The 14,243-nt window shown below is 64.4% G+C and carries 12 protein-coding genes and 1 pseudogene; 8 read left to right on the top strand and 5 right to left on the bottom strand.

Features of this window, described 5'->3' with window-relative positions; translation table 11 throughout:
* Window positions 1-188 (top strand): annotated as a pseudogene (locus tag AC50YC_RS18220) (maleylpyruvate isomerase); the annotation flags it as partial.
* A 440-nt stretch (window positions 189-628) separates the two neighbouring features.
* Here AC50YC_RS18220 and AC50YC_RS18215 read toward each other — a convergent pair.
* Window positions 629-1,006 carry a hypothetical protein gene (locus tag AC50YC_RS18215; protein WP_494954700.1) on the bottom strand — a complete coding sequence of 126 codons (378 nt, stop codon included), beginning with the start codon at window positions 1,004-1,006 and terminating at the stop codon, window positions 629-631.
* Window positions 1,007-1,158: 152 nt separating this feature from the next.
* On the opposite strand from AC50YC_RS18215, the gene AC50YC_RS18210 reads away from it, so the two are divergent.
* The 3 genes from AC50YC_RS18210 to AC50YC_RS18200 are packed head-to-tail and all read left to right on the top strand — an operon-like array spanning window position 1,159 to window position 3,197.
* Entirely contained in the window at window positions 1,159-1,851 is a 693-nt protein-coding gene (locus tag AC50YC_RS18210; RefSeq protein WP_494954699.1) for an MSMEG_4193 family putative phosphomutase, read from the top strand.
* 24 nt (window positions 1,852-1,875) lie between these two features.
* Window positions 1,876-2,430: a DUF3090 domain-containing protein gene (locus AC50YC_RS18205; RefSeq protein WP_494954698.1), complete on the top strand. Its 555-nt coding sequence runs from the start codon at window positions 1,876-1,878 to the stop codon at window positions 2,428-2,430.
* Window positions 2,430-3,197 carry an SCO1664 family protein gene (locus AC50YC_RS18200; RefSeq protein ID WP_494954697.1) on the top strand — a complete coding sequence of 256 codons (768 nt, stop codon included), beginning with the start codon at window positions 2,430-2,432 and terminating at the stop codon, window positions 3,195-3,197. The genes AC50YC_RS18205 and AC50YC_RS18200 overlap by 1 nt, the downstream gene beginning before the upstream one ends.
* Window positions 3,198-4,010: 813 nt before the next feature.
* Here the strand turns inward: AC50YC_RS18200 and AC50YC_RS18195 are convergent.
* Window positions 4,011-4,709, bottom strand: a complete 699-nt coding sequence (locus AC50YC_RS18195; RefSeq protein WP_494954696.1) for a maleylpyruvate isomerase family mycothiol-dependent enzyme — start codon at window positions 4,707-4,709, stop codon at window positions 4,011-4,013.
* A 283-nt stretch (window positions 4,710-4,992) separates the two neighbouring features.
* Between AC50YC_RS18195 and AC50YC_RS18190 the strand changes: the two genes are divergently transcribed.
* The 4 genes from AC50YC_RS18190 (at window position 4,993) to catC (ending at window position 8,860) form a co-directional block, all read left to right on the top strand.
* Window positions 4,993-6,378, top strand: coding sequence for an MFS transporter (locus AC50YC_RS18190; protein WP_494954695.1), 1,386 nt, complete (start codon window positions 4,993-4,995; stop codon window positions 6,376-6,378).
* A gap of 133 nt (window positions 6,379-6,511) precedes the next feature.
* On the top strand, window positions 6,512-7,453 hold the full coding sequence (locus AC50YC_RS18185) for a LysR substrate-binding domain-containing protein (protein ID WP_494954694.1): 942 nt from the start codon (window positions 6,512-6,514) through the stop codon (window positions 7,451-7,453).
* Complete coding sequence (locus AC50YC_RS18180; RefSeq protein WP_494954693.1) at window positions 7,453-8,556, top strand: mandelate racemase/muconate lactonizing enzyme family protein; 1,104 nt, start codon at window positions 7,453-7,455, stop codon at window positions 8,554-8,556. The genes AC50YC_RS18185 and AC50YC_RS18180 overlap by 1 nt, the downstream gene beginning before the upstream one ends.
* Window positions 8,557-8,581: 25 nt before the next feature.
* Complete coding sequence (catC, locus tag AC50YC_RS18175; protein WP_494954692.1) at window positions 8,582-8,860, top strand: muconolactone Delta-isomerase; 279 nt, start codon at window positions 8,582-8,584, stop codon at window positions 8,858-8,860.
* A 50-nt stretch (window positions 8,861-8,910) separates the two neighbouring features.
* On the opposite strand, the gene AC50YC_RS18170 is transcribed toward catC, so the two are convergent.
* The 3 genes from AC50YC_RS18170 to benC all read right to left on the bottom strand — a co-directional run bounded on the left by AC50YC_RS18170 (window position 8,911) and on the right by benC (window position 14,203).
* Window positions 8,911-11,742, bottom strand: coding sequence for an AAA family ATPase (locus AC50YC_RS18170; RefSeq protein WP_494954691.1), 2,832 nt, complete (start codon window positions 11,740-11,742; stop codon window positions 8,911-8,913).
* Window positions 11,743-11,804: 62 nt separating this feature from the next.
* On the bottom strand, window positions 11,805-12,632 hold the full coding sequence (locus AC50YC_RS18165) for a 1,6-dihydroxycyclohexa-2,4-diene-1-carboxylate dehydrogenase (protein WP_494954690.1): 828 nt from the start codon (window positions 12,630-12,632) through the stop codon (window positions 11,805-11,807).
* On the bottom strand, window positions 12,632-14,203 hold the full coding sequence (gene benC, locus AC50YC_RS18160) for a benzoate 1,2-dioxygenase electron transfer component BenC (RefSeq protein WP_494954689.1): 1,572 nt from the start codon (window positions 14,201-14,203) through the stop codon (window positions 12,632-12,634). The genes AC50YC_RS18165 and benC overlap by 1 nt, the downstream gene beginning before the upstream one ends.
* Between the last annotated feature and the right edge of the window lie 40 nt (window positions 14,204-14,243).

The following is a 14,243-nucleotide window of genomic DNA, read 5'->3' as shown; positions in this document are numbered from 1 at the left end:
TGGTCAAGGTCACGGACCGCGGCCTCACCTTCGGGGACACCACGGCCCAGTCGGCAACAGCCGTCTCCGGACCGCTGGCCGCCGTCGTCGAATGGGCCGCCGGCCGCGGCCACGGCGGCGTCACCGCCACCGGACCCGGCACCGCAACCACCGACGGTGCAGCTCCGGCCGCACCGAAATGGATCTGAGCCGTAGGAGCCCCTCGACTTAACGGTGGAGGCGGCAACTCCCTGGAAATCCGGAGGCAATTGGCGGCCAAGGCTTGCTATGAGGTCTCCGCGGCCGGGACGGCGCGCGGCACGAAGTCGTGGATACTGTGCCGTCGTCGCGGTCTCCGATCCCCGGCTACCGACAACCAGCTTGATGCCGATGCGAAACGGCAACTGAATGACTACAGCCATGTGATGTTCGGCGGCCTCCCGCACGCCCAGGGTGCAATCCCCCAGTTGCCGCGCGTCATGCAGTTCCAAGCGCTCCCGGCCATGAAGAGGTACGCAGTAACACCACTGCCCAAACCAAGAGAGGGAGCCGTCAGACCGGAACGGCCACCGACCAAATCACAAACCTGGTGGGCCCGCTACTACTGCGCACAGTTGAAAACTTGGCGCCCACGTCACGATGGCCCCGACTAAGCTGACGCCCTCTCGTCGGTCCGTCTGAACACCCATCGCACGCCACCTCGCGCGAGCATGAGAACGATGATCAGTGCAGTCACCTGAAAGAAGCCGCCGAGACGGACAGCGTCGCCGAACACCAGGTCAACCAGTCCGAGCACCATGAACTTGCTCCCTGGCAGCACCAGCAACAGGGTGATCGCGCTGACGATTCGAACCCGCCGAGTATCAGCCGACCGGATCCGTGCAACGATCTTTTTCTTCGCCCACAGCACGACTCCAAGGACGACCTTCAGCAGGATCGCCGTCATGAGCGCCAACAGGAATGTTTCGGATATGACGTCGGGAAACAGCTGGATGAACACACCCAGCACCACGAGATAGACCAGCACGTCGACAAGATCTATTGGGCAGATCCGCATCCAGCGAGTATATCGATAGCGTCCGAACCGCCCTCCTCCAGCCTTAGCCTCGATCCGCCGGTTGATGCGGCGGGGTCGTTCTAATCTGGGACCGCCATCGAGCGGGTGGTTAGGCTGGGTGGATGGCGACAGTTATTCTCGTGCGGCACGGCCGCACCACAGCCAATGCCACTGGACTGCTGGCCGGTCGGGCCGTCGGCGTCAGCCTGGACCAGATCGGGCGCGACCAGGCGGCTCTGACCGGAGACCGGCTCGCGGCCGTGCCCGTAGTCGGGGTGGTGTCGAGCCCTCTTGAGCGTTGTCAGGAGACCGCCCAGCTCATCCTCGATCGCCAGGCTGGCACGCCGTACGCGCCGGTCGATCTCGATCTCACCGAGTGCGATTACGGCCGGTGGCAGGGCCGCACGCTCAGTGATCTCGCGACCGAGGATTTGTGGCCGGTTGTGCAGTCGCAACCGTCCGCCGTCGTCTTTCCCGGCGGTGAATCCATGGCCGCGATGCAGGCCCGGTCGGTGGCAGCGATTCGACGCCACGATGCAGCCTTTGAAGCCGAGTACGGGCCAGGGGCCGTGTGGGTGGCGGTGAGTCACGGTGACATCATCAAGTCAATCCTCGCCGACGCGCTCGGCATGCACCTTGACCTGTTCCAGCGTATTAACGTGGGCCCCGCCTCCGTATCGATCGTGCGCTACGGCGCCAGTCGGCCGAGCGTCTACGCGACCAACACCGACGCGGGTGATCTGTCCTGGCTGTCCAACGGCATCCACTCTGGCGATGCGCCGGTGGGCGGCGGTGCAGGGCAAAAGGCGCCATGAACCTCATGTGCCTAAAATACTGACATGCCTAAACGTGTTCACGAGTTTGCCTGGCCTGATCGGATCGTCGTTGGCACCATTGGCCTTCCGGGGGCGCGCACGTTCTACCTGCAGGTGCGCGCAGGGACGCAGATCGTGAGTATTGCCCTGGAGAAGCAGCAGTCGGCTCTGCTCGCGGAGAAGATCGACGAAATTCTCGACCAGCTCATCACCGTCGAGGGCAACCCCTTCAGCGTTCCCACGAGTACTCCCATTGAACTTGTCGACAATGACCAGCTCGAGGCCGTTCAGGAGCAGTTTCGCACCGGCGCCATAAGCTTAGGTTGGGACCCAACCACGGCCCAGGTCGTAATAGAGGCCTACCCCATCACCGATGTCGATGTTGATGAAAACGACGAATCGCTTGATGAGGACGGCGCTAACGAGCCCGAAATGCTGCTGGTGCGAATGCCGGTCGGCACCGCCCGCGCATTCGCCAAGCGCACCCGTGAGATCGTGGGTGCCGGGCGTCCGACGTGCTCGCTCTGCGGTTACCCCATGGACGCCGACGGGCACATCTGCACCCTTCCCGAGGTCTGATGCCAGCGCCGGACCTAGTGACCGCCGAGTTGACGCTCACCGGCCGCATCACGACGGCTTCAAACGCTACATTTCTGGGCAGCATCGGCGACGCGGTGGTCGTCTATAAGCCGATAGCAGGCGAAAGTCCGCTGTGGGATTTTCCCCACGGCACCCTGGCTCACCGGGAGGTGGCCGCCTACCTGGTCTCGCAGGTCTTCGGCTGGGACGTCGTGCCGCACACCTGGCTGCGCGATGGTCCGATGGGCGAAGGAATGGTGCAGCTCTGGCAGGAGCAAGACCCCGCCCAAAGCGCCGTGAACCTGGTCGCGACGGACCACATGCCGGAGACGGGCTGGAAACACGTTCTCGAGGGACGAGATGAGAACGGACGGATGGTCGCCCTCATTCACGAAGACTCGCCAGCGCTCAGACGCATGGCGGTGTTCGACATGGTCGTCAACAACGCCGACCGCAAGGGCGACCACATTCTTGCCATGACAGACGGACACCGGTACGGCGTGGACCATGGGCTCACCTTTCACCGTGACCACAAGCTGCGCACGGTGCTGTGGGGATGGCTGGGAGACGCTCTGACCGCCGAGGAACGCGACGGCGTCGATCGTGTCAGCGAAGGGCTGAACGGTGGGCTGGGCCGAAACCTGGCGGACTTGCTCAGCGCCGAAGAAATCGCATCGCTCGCCGCGCGCTGCGCCCGGTTGCGCTTGGCAGAGCGGTTTCCGGCCCCGAGCGGTGAGATGTCGGCGGTGCCCTGGCCGCTGTTCTAAGGGAATTACGGCTACAGGCTTCGCAGGCTGTGTCACGTTGATGGCATGGGTCTTAGGGTAGCGACGGAGCTCATCACCCCTGAGCGCGAGCTCGGCTGGCGATTTTCCTGGGAGCCCGGCCCCGGCGGGCTCCCTCGGTTTCGAAGGTTTGGGCGATGGGAGAGACATCAACTGTCACCGAGAATTCGCTGCCCAAACGCCGATAACAGAGCATACGTACCCAGGTGGCCGGAGACCCGCTTCTTCGCCGGCACCTCGATGAGGCACCGATTTCCGTGGCCTAGCCCAAACTGAAGAACAATCAGCAAGTCATGTCGTACGCGGCCGAGCCACCATGAAGTAGTGAACGCGAAAACCCGACGGAAGGACGGACGAGGATGAATACCCAGAAGAGACCCCACAGGGCGGTACCCGGTCCGCCGTGGGCCGCCGCTCCCCCATACAACCGAATAGGCCGTTTCCGGGGTCCACACGCCCGGAACATCAGGTCAGAGGCGAGAGAGTGCACCATGTGCACACGAAGAAACTCCAAAGAATCCCCTGAACAGGGAAAACACTGTGCCCGAGGTGGGACTCGAACCGGGTTCCAGCCCTAGTAATTCCGCCACTCCCCCGAAAACCTCCGCAATCCGGCCCAGTCCGGCACCGGTACGACCCCATCCACAGCCCAGGGTGTGCACATTGTGCACACCCTCTTTTTGCCAGCCGCAGGCAACGTTGAATCGGGCACGGGCACCCGGGCCGTCACCCGACCTCCTTCCGCCTCCATGTCCTGGACCGCTGCAGTCATGCCTTGTGCCACCGCACGTCCTCTCACCAGGATGGCAGCACCGGCACCGGGCCGTCCACGTCAATATGTTCGGCGTCCCCGCGGGCCAGCCACTGGAGCAGGCCTTCGCGGTCGGACACAACCCGCAGACCGCCGTCGCCGATCACCCACTCGTCACGTTCCTCGGTCACCAACGTCATTCCCGGTGACCCTTTGGCCCGGAGCGAATGCACCACGGCTTCGAGGGCGTTCAGCAGCGAATCCGGGTCGGCCTCCTCGATGGTCCAGGCAGTGTCGAGGTCATGGTGATGCACCACCAACTCGGCAATCCGGAGCGCAACGATGGACGTGGCAGGGAGCGCCCTGCCATTGAGCTGCACCTCAGGGGCCGCAGGCCCCCCGCCCAGCCGCTGTGCCTGCTCGGCAAAGTGCCGGGCCGACTCCCGCAGTTCGCCGACGAGCTCTTGCCGCGGGAGAGCGGCCAAGGCGGCGATCTCCTGGGAGCGTGCGTCCGGCGAGGCATACAAGGGGCGCTCCTCGCCTGAGGTGGCCCAGTCGATGAGCTTTACCAAAGCGCGTCCGTTGGAGGTGACGTGGGCGATGACATCGGCGCGCGTCCACCCCTCGCACAGCGAGGGAGCGGTCATCTCGTCGTCGACAAGGGATTCAACGGTGGCCAGGAACATGTCAGACTCCCTGCCGAGGCGGGACAGGTCTGAGTGAAGGCGTGCGGGCTTGATCATTTTGCCAGCCTATCCACGCGCAAGTACGAGGACCAGCGTTCCTGCCCCGCTGTCCCATATCCAGATCGTATGGATTGAGACGGGCGGGACTGCCAGGGCCACGGCTCCCCAATAAGGCTGTTTGATATCTGCGGTATATGAATGACCCCCGGGCGAAAAGCCGGGTATTTCCCTCATATGACTCGAGTCACACCTCTGTCAGGCTGAAAGCAACCGGAAGACGGCCCTGAAGATCCTTCGTGCGCCGCTCCGCCTTCACTTCGCGCAGAGAGGACCTGGCATCATGACACAACCGCATGCCGTTATAGCCGAAAATCCAAAAAGGGAGGCGCGCACGGCGAATTGGGTCGCCTTCATCATCTGCACCGCCCTCTTGTTTGACGGGTACGACCTCGTCATTTACGGCACCGTCCTTCCGGGACTGCTTGCGGACCCGAGCCAGATCGGCGCTTTTGATACAGTCGCCGCTGGCCTCCTGGGGTCCTGGGCACTCATCGGAGTCCTCGTGGGCTCCCTGATCTGCGGCGCAGTCGGCGACTTCTTCGGCCGGCGCCGGCTGATGCTGCTGGGCATCGCCTGGTTCTCCGTGGGCATGTTCGTCACGGCCTTTGCCACCAGCGTCACTGCTTTTGGAGCCTTGAGGTTTGTTACCGGGCTTGGCCTGGGAGTGGTTATCGCTACTGCCGGCGCCACCATGGCTGAATTCGCACCCGCCGGAAGGCGTCAGTTCTACAACGCAATTGTGTATTCCGGAATCCCCGCAGGCGGCGTCGTAGCATCAATCCTGGGCATCCTGCTGCTCAATAACATCGGCTGGCGCGGGCTGTTCATGATCGGCGCCCTACCCCTCGTCCTCCTCGTGCCCATCGCGTGGTTCAAGCTCCCTGAGTCTCCGCGCTGGCTGCTGGCCCGCGGCCGTGAGCAGGAAGCCCAGGCTGCTTCCCAACGCACTGGCGTTCCGCTTATCGAGGAACAGGTCATTCAACAGGTGGGCGCCGCATCGCAAAAAACAGGTTTCGCTGCAGTGTTCTCCCGGCAGTTCGCTGTGCCATCCATTTTGCTTGGTGTGATGTCGTTCTGTGGCCTGCTCCTGACTTACGGACTGAACACATGGTTGCCGAAAATCATGGAAGGCTACGGCTACGGGCGCACATACTCCCTGTTCTTCCCCCTGGCGCTGAACCTGGGTGCCGTCGCGGGCGGTCTGCTGCTTTCGCGCGTCGCTGACAAGGGCGGCCCCCAGCGGGTCATCGCCTCCACCTTTGTTCTGGCGACTATCAGCCTGGTGCTGATGACCTTCAGCTTCCCGCTGCCCTTGCTGTTCACCTTCATCGCCTTCGCCGGGGTAGGCACACTGGGCACCCAGGTCCTGATTTATGGGTTCCAATCGAATTACTACACCACCAATGCCCGTGCCGCTGGCGTGGCATGGTGCGCAAGTGTGGGACGCTTCGGCGGGATACTAGGACCCATCATCGGTGGCTGGCTGGCTGCCGCAGGCATTGGCGGGGCCACTGCGTTTTATATCTATGGGGCCGTAGCCCTCGTCGGCGCAGTCGTGACCGTTTTGGTCCCCCGCCAGCGAAAGCTGGAGGAAGCCGAGCACAAAGTGGAGGAGATCGTCGAAGGGCGGACAAGGGACAGCATCCCTTCGGATCAACTCAGGTAGCCCGCGTGATGTTGCCCTGACAGCATTACGCCGCCTAAGTATACTAGTAGGGCTCTTTATGGATATTATTTGAATCAATAGCGAGCCCAGGGCAGCATCGGCGGGGCCGGTCGGGCGGAAGGACGGAACCACGTTGGATATTCGGCAGTTGAACTATTTCATCGCGGTTGCTGAGGAGCGGCACTTCGGCCGCGCTGCCAAGCGCCTGCACATGGCTCAGCCACCTCTATCGCAGCAGATCCGTCAGCTGGAAGAGCAGTTGGGAGTCCGCTTGCTCAACCGCACTACGCGGAGGGTGGACCTCACAGCGGCGGGCCAACTCCTGCTGGATCGCGGCCGGCAGATCGTCAACGAGTTGGCGACACTTCAGGCCGATGTCTCTCAAGTGGGTAAGGGCGCCACCGGCGTTCTGAGGGTGGGCTTCTCAGGGTCGGCAACCTACGGCGTTATGCCGCAGATCGCCCGCCTTGCCAAGCAGGTCCTGCCCGGACTGTCCCTGGCGCTGCACGGCGAAATGCTCACGCCTTCCATGGAAGCAGGGCTGCGGGAGGGTACGTTGGACGCCGCGTTGCTGCGCCCCCCCGTTGCTTCCCCTGACATCGACTACCGGATTGTGGCCAAGGAGCCGCTCGTCGTTGCGCTTCCCTCGTTCAGCGCCCTGGCGGTAGACCGGACCGTGGCCATGCACGAACTGCAGGACCAGGACTTCATCGCCTACGCACCCGAATCTGTGCTTTACCGCACCACGTCAGACCTGTGCCGCCAGGCCGGCTTCCGGCCGCGCATCGCCCAGGTCGTAGGTGAGACCTCCACGATGCTGGCATTTGTGGCCGCAGGGGGCGGGGTGGCGGTCATGCCGTCCAGTGTGCGGGCCATCCAGCTCGAAGGCGTCGTCTACCGGGAGATTGAAAACGTCCCCGCGGTGGAACTCGCAGTCGCCTGGGTGCGCGGGCACCCCTCCGCCCTGCTGCAGAATTTCCTGGAAGTCGTTGACACCGCGACTGCAGAGCCCGGGAGCCTGCCCCCCGAACCCCGGCCCGCGCCGTTTCCCACTGATGAAAGGCTGACCCGCTGATGAAGATCGCAGCCATTGAGGCGATCCCCTACTCGATCCCCTATCTCCACCCCCTGCACTTCGCCTCCGGTTCCGTGCACGAGGCAGAACATGTGCTCATCAGGCTCCGCACAGACGACGGGGTGGTGGGCACTGCCGACACACCGCCGCGCCCCTACACCTATGGTGAGACGCAGAAGTCCATCGTCGCGGTGGTAGAGGATATTTTTGCCCCGCAGCTGATCGGGGTCGACATCTTTGACCGGGAGAAGGTCCAGGAAATCCTGTACCGGACTGTCCACAACCAGACGGCCAAGGGGGCCGTGGATATCGCCCTGTGGGACGTCATTGGCAAGACTCTCGGGCAGCCAGTGACAAAGCTGCTGGGCGGGTACTCCGACTCGCTCCGGGTCTCCCATATGCTCGGCTTCAAGCCTGCCCAGGAGTTGCTGGCATTGGCGCTGGAGTTCCGCGAGACCTATGGCATCAACACCTTCAAGCTCAAGACCGGGCGCCGTCCCCTTCACCTCGACATCGAGGCCGCCCGGGTACTGCGCGATGGCCTTGGCGAGGACGCTGAGCTCTACATGGACGCCAACCGCGGGTGGTCAGCCAACGAGGCCGCCGAAGTGTTGCGACGCACGGCGGAGTTGGGCCTGCAGTTCCTGGAGGAGCCCGACGACGCCCGAGAAGTCCTCGGGCGCCGTCGCCTTGTGGCGAACTCCCCCATCCCCATCGCCGCGGACGAGTCTGCTGCCAATCTGGGTGAGGCCGCACGTGAAATCCTCACCGGCGGCGCGAACCTCCTGGCGGTCAAGACGGCACGGTCAGGTTTTACCGAGGCGGCCAAAATCGTGGGGATGGCCGAGGGTATGGGCATCGACGTTTATATCGGCAACCAGATCGACACCCAGGTCGGCACGGCCGCCTCGGTGGTCTTCGGCGCGGCCTTCGCCCATACGGCCAAGCGTGCGGCGGAGCTGTCCAATTACCTGGACATGGCCGACGACCTCCTGGCCGAGCCCCTGACCATCACCGGCGGTCGCATCCGTGTTCCCGAGGGACCGGGCGTAGGCACAGCTGTTGATGAAGACAAGCTCTCCCTGTACCGCTCAGACCGATAACATCCCAACTTCCGAAAGTAGATCCGTGAAATTTCTTGTCCACATGGACGTAAACGTGCCCGCCGACCTCCCCGCCGCTGAAGCCGCGGAGATCAAGGCCAAGGAGAAGGCGTACTCGCATGAGTTGCAGCACTCGGGTAAGTGGCCGGAAATCTGGCGGGTGGTTGGGGAGTACGCCAACTACTCCATCTTCGACGTCGATTCGAACGACGAACTTCATGAGATCCTGCAGAACCTGCCGCTGTTCCCTTTCATGGACATCTCGGTGGTGCCGCTCGCCAAGCACCCGTCCGACGTCAAGTAAGCGCCGGGACAAGTCACACCTGCTGACATCCGAACTAGCTGTGTTCCGGGTCAGTCCTTGGCCCGGAACACAGCCGCAAGTTCGCTGCGGGAGCGGATCCCCATTTTCCGGAAGACCCGCGTCAGGTGGTACTGCACCGTCTTCTCCGCCAGGAACAGGGCGCGGGCCGCCTCCTTGTTGGTGGCTCCGCCCGCTACCAATTCGGCCACCGCCCGTTCCTGCGCCGTGAGCTGTAGGTGGTGCTCGCTGGCCGCCATGAGCACAGGATCGGCCGGATCGGGCAGGTTACCAATGTCGAGACCTGTTGCTTTGAGCTCACGGTCGCACCGTTCCACGTACGTGGCCGCCCCAAGGGTGTCGTACAGGTCCCGGGCCACGCGCAGGACCGAGGACGCCAAACGACGCTTGCCCGCCCGGCGCATGCTTTGGCCGAAGGCAAAGCTAATCCGGGCCCGCAAATACGGCCGGTTGAGTCCCCGGAGGTGGCCCAGGGACGCCTCGAAGTGTTCCCTGGCAGTGTCAGGGTCCCCCTGCGCGGCCACGATCCGGCCCCGTGCCCACGCCATCCGCGCCAGATCCGACGGCACTTCCCGCTCTCGCGGGACACGTTCAAACGCGGTGAGGAACGAGTCGGCGGCGTCGAGCTGGTCAGTCATTACCAGGGCGTTGACGTAGGTGTCCTGCCAGGGCCAGAAGGACACCCGGTTCTCAGTCCAGGGGTCCAGCTCCGTCAGCGGCTGCAGCACCGCCAAAGCACTTTCATAGTCGGCCCGCGCCTCGTGGAAGCGGGCACGGGCAAGGCTTGCCGGCACCTGCATGGCCCGGTAGGTCCCCGGCTGCACGGCCGCCTGTGAAACGTAGTATCGGGCACGGTCCCAGTCCCCGCGCATGGACCACAGCTCCGCTGCAGTCCAGTACAGCAGCGGCCGGATCAGCGGCATCCGCGTGGTCTCGAGGCGGACGGATGCGCGCGCCACGGTGGCGGCAGCCGCATCCCAGTTCCCAAGCACCAGGTGGGTGCGCGCCAGCCAGGCCTCGGCCCACAGGGAAATCCGCATCGAGCCGCCACGGTACTCAGTGGGAGCAGCCGCCTCGAAGTTCACCAACGCTGACTCAACGTTGTCAAGGCGTAACGCCAGCCAGCCGGCACCCATCTGGACCCGCTGCTTCTGGGCGTTCTCGGCAGCATGTTCGAATGCCCGCTGATAGGAGGCCTCCGCCTCCGAAAGCCGGCCCTGTGCATACAGGCCCAAGCCGTAGATTGCCTCTGACTCAATGTGCGCAGGGGTTCCCGGCTGCGTAAGTTCCATAGCCCGTTCGGCCCAGCCGGTAATCAGCGGGCCGTCCCAGGACGCTACCCCGTGCAGGACGAAGCGCTGCGCCACCTGCGCGGCGGCCGCGGGATCACGCTGCGGGTTGCAGGTGCGCCAGGCCATCTCCAGCTGCGTCTGCGCGCTGTCATTTTGTCCCGACACAGTCGAAAGGTAACCCAGAACGGAGGAACGGAGCGGTGAGGACGGCAGGGCGTCCACTGCCGCGCTCCACATCTGGGCCTGGGCTATGTTCCCGGAACCCACCAGGGCGTCCACTGCTCTCAACAGCCTGTCGTTCCGGGAACGGATGTCCTGGGAAAGCCTGGACGCGGAGAACAGCGCCGTCGAGGCATCCTGCCACACCCCCAGCAGTGCCTGGCCCCGGGCGTACTCCTCCAGCTCCTCAGCAAGGGCCTCGTCCGCACCGGGAGTCGCTGAGACGCGGTGGCCCAGACGTTCACCCTCGGGCTGCACGGCCTCAGCTGCCAGCCGGTGCAGCGCGATGCGCCGGCTGGGGACGATCTGTTCATAGATGGCCTCGGCTGTGCCTGGTTCAAAGAACACCACGGAAGAATGGGCCTGATCAACAGTCAAGCCCAGCAGACCTGCCCGGTGTCCCTCGTCGAGTACCTCCATGACCGACTCCAGCCCGCTGACCTGGGAAACCTCTGCCAGACCCGCGCTGCGTCCGAGCACGGACGCAGCCTCTGCCACAGAGACCAGCCCGGGCGACGCGGCCGCCAGGACGCTGCGCATCCGGGCGCGGACCCGGGATGTCGGAGGCAGGGAGGGGAACCACGACTGCCACGTCTCCGCTGGTAACTCGCGGAGCAGCTCGACGACCGGCTGGGCAATTCCGCCGGTGTGCTGGACCAGCCCGTGGGCCGCCGTGGCACTCAGGTCGATGCCAAGCGTCGTCCGGGCAAGATGCTGGACCTGCTGCGGAGTGAGCGGATCCAGCGCGATACGGGTGACCTGATGACCTGAAAGGAAGTCCAGTGCACCTGCGGGGACCCGTGTTGCGTCATCGGGGTTGATCGTGAGCAGGAACAGAATCCGTCTTCCGTGCAGCCTGCGCATGACGAAGGTGAGGATGCGCAGGCTCTCGGCGTCCAGTTTGTGAACGTCGTCGACGGCGACAACTACGGTGCCGTGCGACTGCAGTCCTTCCAGGTGGGCGCTGAGCGTCGAAGCGTAGTTGACCACCTGGGCCGGGGTGAGAGCCGCGACGGGGCCCGAGGGAACGGGCGGGCCGCCGTCGTAATCCTTGGCCGAGCGGAGCGGTACCGTGAGCATCAGCTGGGAATAGCCGGCGAGGGCAAACTGCGCCTCCCACTCGTCGCCCATAGCGGACAGTACGCGGACACCACGGACGCCGGTGCGGCAGTGCTCAAGGAATAAATCGAGCACTGCGGTCTTCCCGGAGCCCGATGGCCCGGAAATCACCACTGCGCCCACCTCTGACTTGCGGACGGTCCGGAGAATCTCCAACAGCTCCTCGAAGACCCCCCGCCGGCCCACGAGCGGAAGGTCCTCCGCCATTTCACCGCTTATGGAGCCCGTCGTCATGACCGCAATCCTACTGGAGCGGACCGCCCGGCCTGGGCTGCGGGAATTCATCGCCCGTGGCCTTAGCCCAGGTCCCCGCCAGCAACTGGAAGGATGGTTCCGGTGAGGTAAGACGCTTCATCTGATCCAAGGAATACGATCGGCGCGGCCTGTTCGTCCAAGGTCCCGTAGCGCTTGAAGAAAGAAGAATCCACGGTTTGGTCGACGATCACCTGGTACCAGGCCTTTTCCATGGAGGATTCGGCCTCCGGCCCCCGCTTGACCTTGCGGGGCGGCGCTTCGGTACCCCCCGGGGCGGTTGCGACCACGCGGATGCCGCGTCCGCCCACCTCCATGGCCAACGACTGCGTTAAGGCATTGACCCCGCCTTTCGCCGCTGCATAGGGCACCCGGTGCATCCCGCGGGTGGCCACCGATGAAACATTGACGATGGTGCCCGAGCCCTGTTCCAGCATGGCCGGCAGCACCGCCCGGCAGGTCCAGAGGGTGGGGAAGAGTGAGCGGCGGATCTCCTTCTCGATCTTCTCCTCGTCGTACTCTTCGTACGGGCGGGCCCAAATCGTGCCGCCGACATTGTTGACCAGAACGTCCACCCGGCCGTGCGTGGCCAGCGCCGCGTCGACGGCGTGCTGCGCTCCGGCGAAGGTCTCCAGATCAGCGGTCACCGCGGTGGCCGAGCCTCCTGAACCGGAGCCCTGTGCGGCCTCCTCAATCCCTTGCGCCACCTCGTGGACCAGGTCGGACCGGTCCACGAGGACAACGGCGCCGCCCTCGGCCCCGATCCGCTCCGCCACCTTCTGGCCAATGCCCTGGGCGGATCCCGTTACGACGGCGACCTTGCCGGCGTACCGGCCCGGAGTAATGAACTGTCCCGCATACGGCTGTGCCATCAGCGGTTGCCTTTGGCGTCGATCGCCGCGGCCATGGTCTCCTTGGCATCCCGTGCGTGGGCCATGATGACCTCCCGCACCCGTGCCTTGTCCTGCTGCTCGAAGGCATCAACGACATCAACGTGGTCCCGCGTGACCCGCTCAAAGATGTGCGTCCCGATCTCGAAGGCCGCCGCCATCTGCGAGTGGACATCGAGCCGGCGGTAGGACTCCAGCAGCATGGGGTTATCGCAGATCATAAAGAGGTATTCGTGGAACTCCTCGTTGGTCCGCGCGAACTCCTCCGGTTCCTGAACGACGCCGGCCGCCACAGAGCGGGTGGTGGCCTCGGCGAGCCGCCGGAACTGGTGCAGCTGTTCCTCGGTGAGGCGGCCCAGCATCAGCTCGCTCACCGCGAGCTCCAGGCCCATGCGGGCGTCCAGCTGGGCGAAGCTGTCCTCCTTGCGGAAATCCAGCCGGCCGGTCTCCAGGGACGAGACGGCCTCGCTGCGTGTCATCGTGTCACCTTCGGCCTGGATCTTTTCCACGGGTGCCGGTGCACCGGTCTCGGCGTCGCCGCCGGTGGCCTCCTTCGGGGCAAAGCGCTCGAAGTAGAAGTTGACGGGCTTGATGCCCTCGGCGTCCAGCCATTTCGACACGGCATTGACCATGGGGGGCGGGCCGCACAGGTAGATGTCAACGTCCCCGTCGTTCAGGTGGGACGGCTCGATGATCTGCGTGACATAGCCGGTGTGGGGAGCGGACGTTCCGGGTTCGGAAGCAATGTAGTCCCAGGTGAATCCGGGCAGCTTCGCCTCATATTTCCGCAGCCAGTCCAGGCCGGCGATGTCCGCCTCGCGAGTCAGCCCGTAGATCAGGTGGACCGGCGTCGACGGCGGGTTCTCGGTGAGCTTCTCGAGGATGGACAGGAGCGGGGCCAGGCCGGTGCCGCCCGCCAGGAGCAGCAGGGGGCGCTTGGGCTCCCGCAGGAAGAACGAACCGTAGGGACCTGTGAGTTCGATGGTGTCGCCCACCGCCGCCCGGTCGCGCAGGTACTCGGACATCGCGCCCTGCGGCGTTACCCGCACCATGAAGGAGGCGGCGTGAACCTCGGGGCCGCTGCTGAACGAATAGGAGCGCTCCGCGTCGGTTCCGGGGACCTTGAGGTTGACGTACTGGCCCGGGAGGAAGGCCAGGGCGTCGCGGTTTTCGACCTCCAGGCTGAAGGAAACCGTGGTTTCCGAATGCTTGTTGAGTTCCGTCATGGTGGACGTGAAGGTGGTGGCCGAGGTTTTCGCGGATGCCGATGTGGCAGGGATATGGATGGCCAGGTCCGACTCCGGGACCGCCTGGCAGGTCAGCATGTAGCCCTTGGCGAGTTCGTCCTGCGTCATCGCGTCGTCAATGAAGTCGCCGGGGTCGAAGGAGCCGGAATCGCAAAAGGCCTTGCAGGTGCCGCAGGCGCCGTCCCGGCAATCTGACGGAATGTTGATCCGGGCCTTGTAAGCGGCGTCCATCACCGTCTCGTAGTCGCCTACCTTGATGACTTTAGTGACGCCGTCTTCGAAGCTGAGGGCTACTTTGTGGCCCATGATTTCCTCCTGCTGGGGGTCGCGTCGTCGCGACCCGGAA

The sequence above is a fragment of the Pseudarthrobacter sp. MDT1-56 genome (assembly GCF_059383555.1).
The sequence above is the reverse complement of the archived record's forward strand: the minus strand, read 5'-3'. Positions and strand labels throughout refer to the sequence as shown.

Bases quoted from the DNA above. Each gene is read 5' to 3' on its own strand.
- AC50YC_RS18200 (WP_494954697.1), top strand. From the start codon at position 2,430: ATGCCAGCGCCGGACCTAGTGACCGCCGAGTTGACGCTCACCGGCCGC.
- AC50YC_RS18170 (WP_494954691.1), bottom strand. From the start codon at position 11,742: ATGACGACGGGCTCCATAAGCGGTGAAATGGCGGAGGACCTTCCGCTC.
- AC50YC_RS18195 (WP_494954696.1), bottom strand. From the start codon at position 4,709: ATGATCAAGCCCGCACGCCTTCACTCAGACCTGTCCCGCCTCGGCAGG.
- AC50YC_RS18210 (WP_494954699.1), top strand. From the start codon at position 1,159: ATGGCGACAGTTATTCTCGTGCGGCACGGCCGCACCACAGCCAATGCC.
- AC50YC_RS18190 (WP_494954695.1), top strand. From the start codon at position 4,993: ATGACACAACCGCATGCCGTTATAGCCGAAAATCCAAAAAGGGAGGCG.
- benC (WP_494954689.1), bottom strand. From the start codon at position 14,203: ATGGGCCACAAAGTAGCCCTCAGCTTCGAAGACGGCGTCACTAAAGTC.
- AC50YC_RS18180 (WP_494954693.1), top strand. From the start codon at position 7,453: ATGAAGATCGCAGCCATTGAGGCGATCCCCTACTCGATCCCCTATCTC.
- AC50YC_RS18205 (WP_494954698.1), top strand. From the start codon at position 1,876: ATGCCTAAACGTGTTCACGAGTTTGCCTGGCCTGATCGGATCGTCGTT.
- AC50YC_RS18165 (WP_494954690.1), bottom strand. From the start codon at position 12,632: ATGGCACAGCCGTATGCGGGACAGTTCATTACTCCGGGCCGGTACGCC.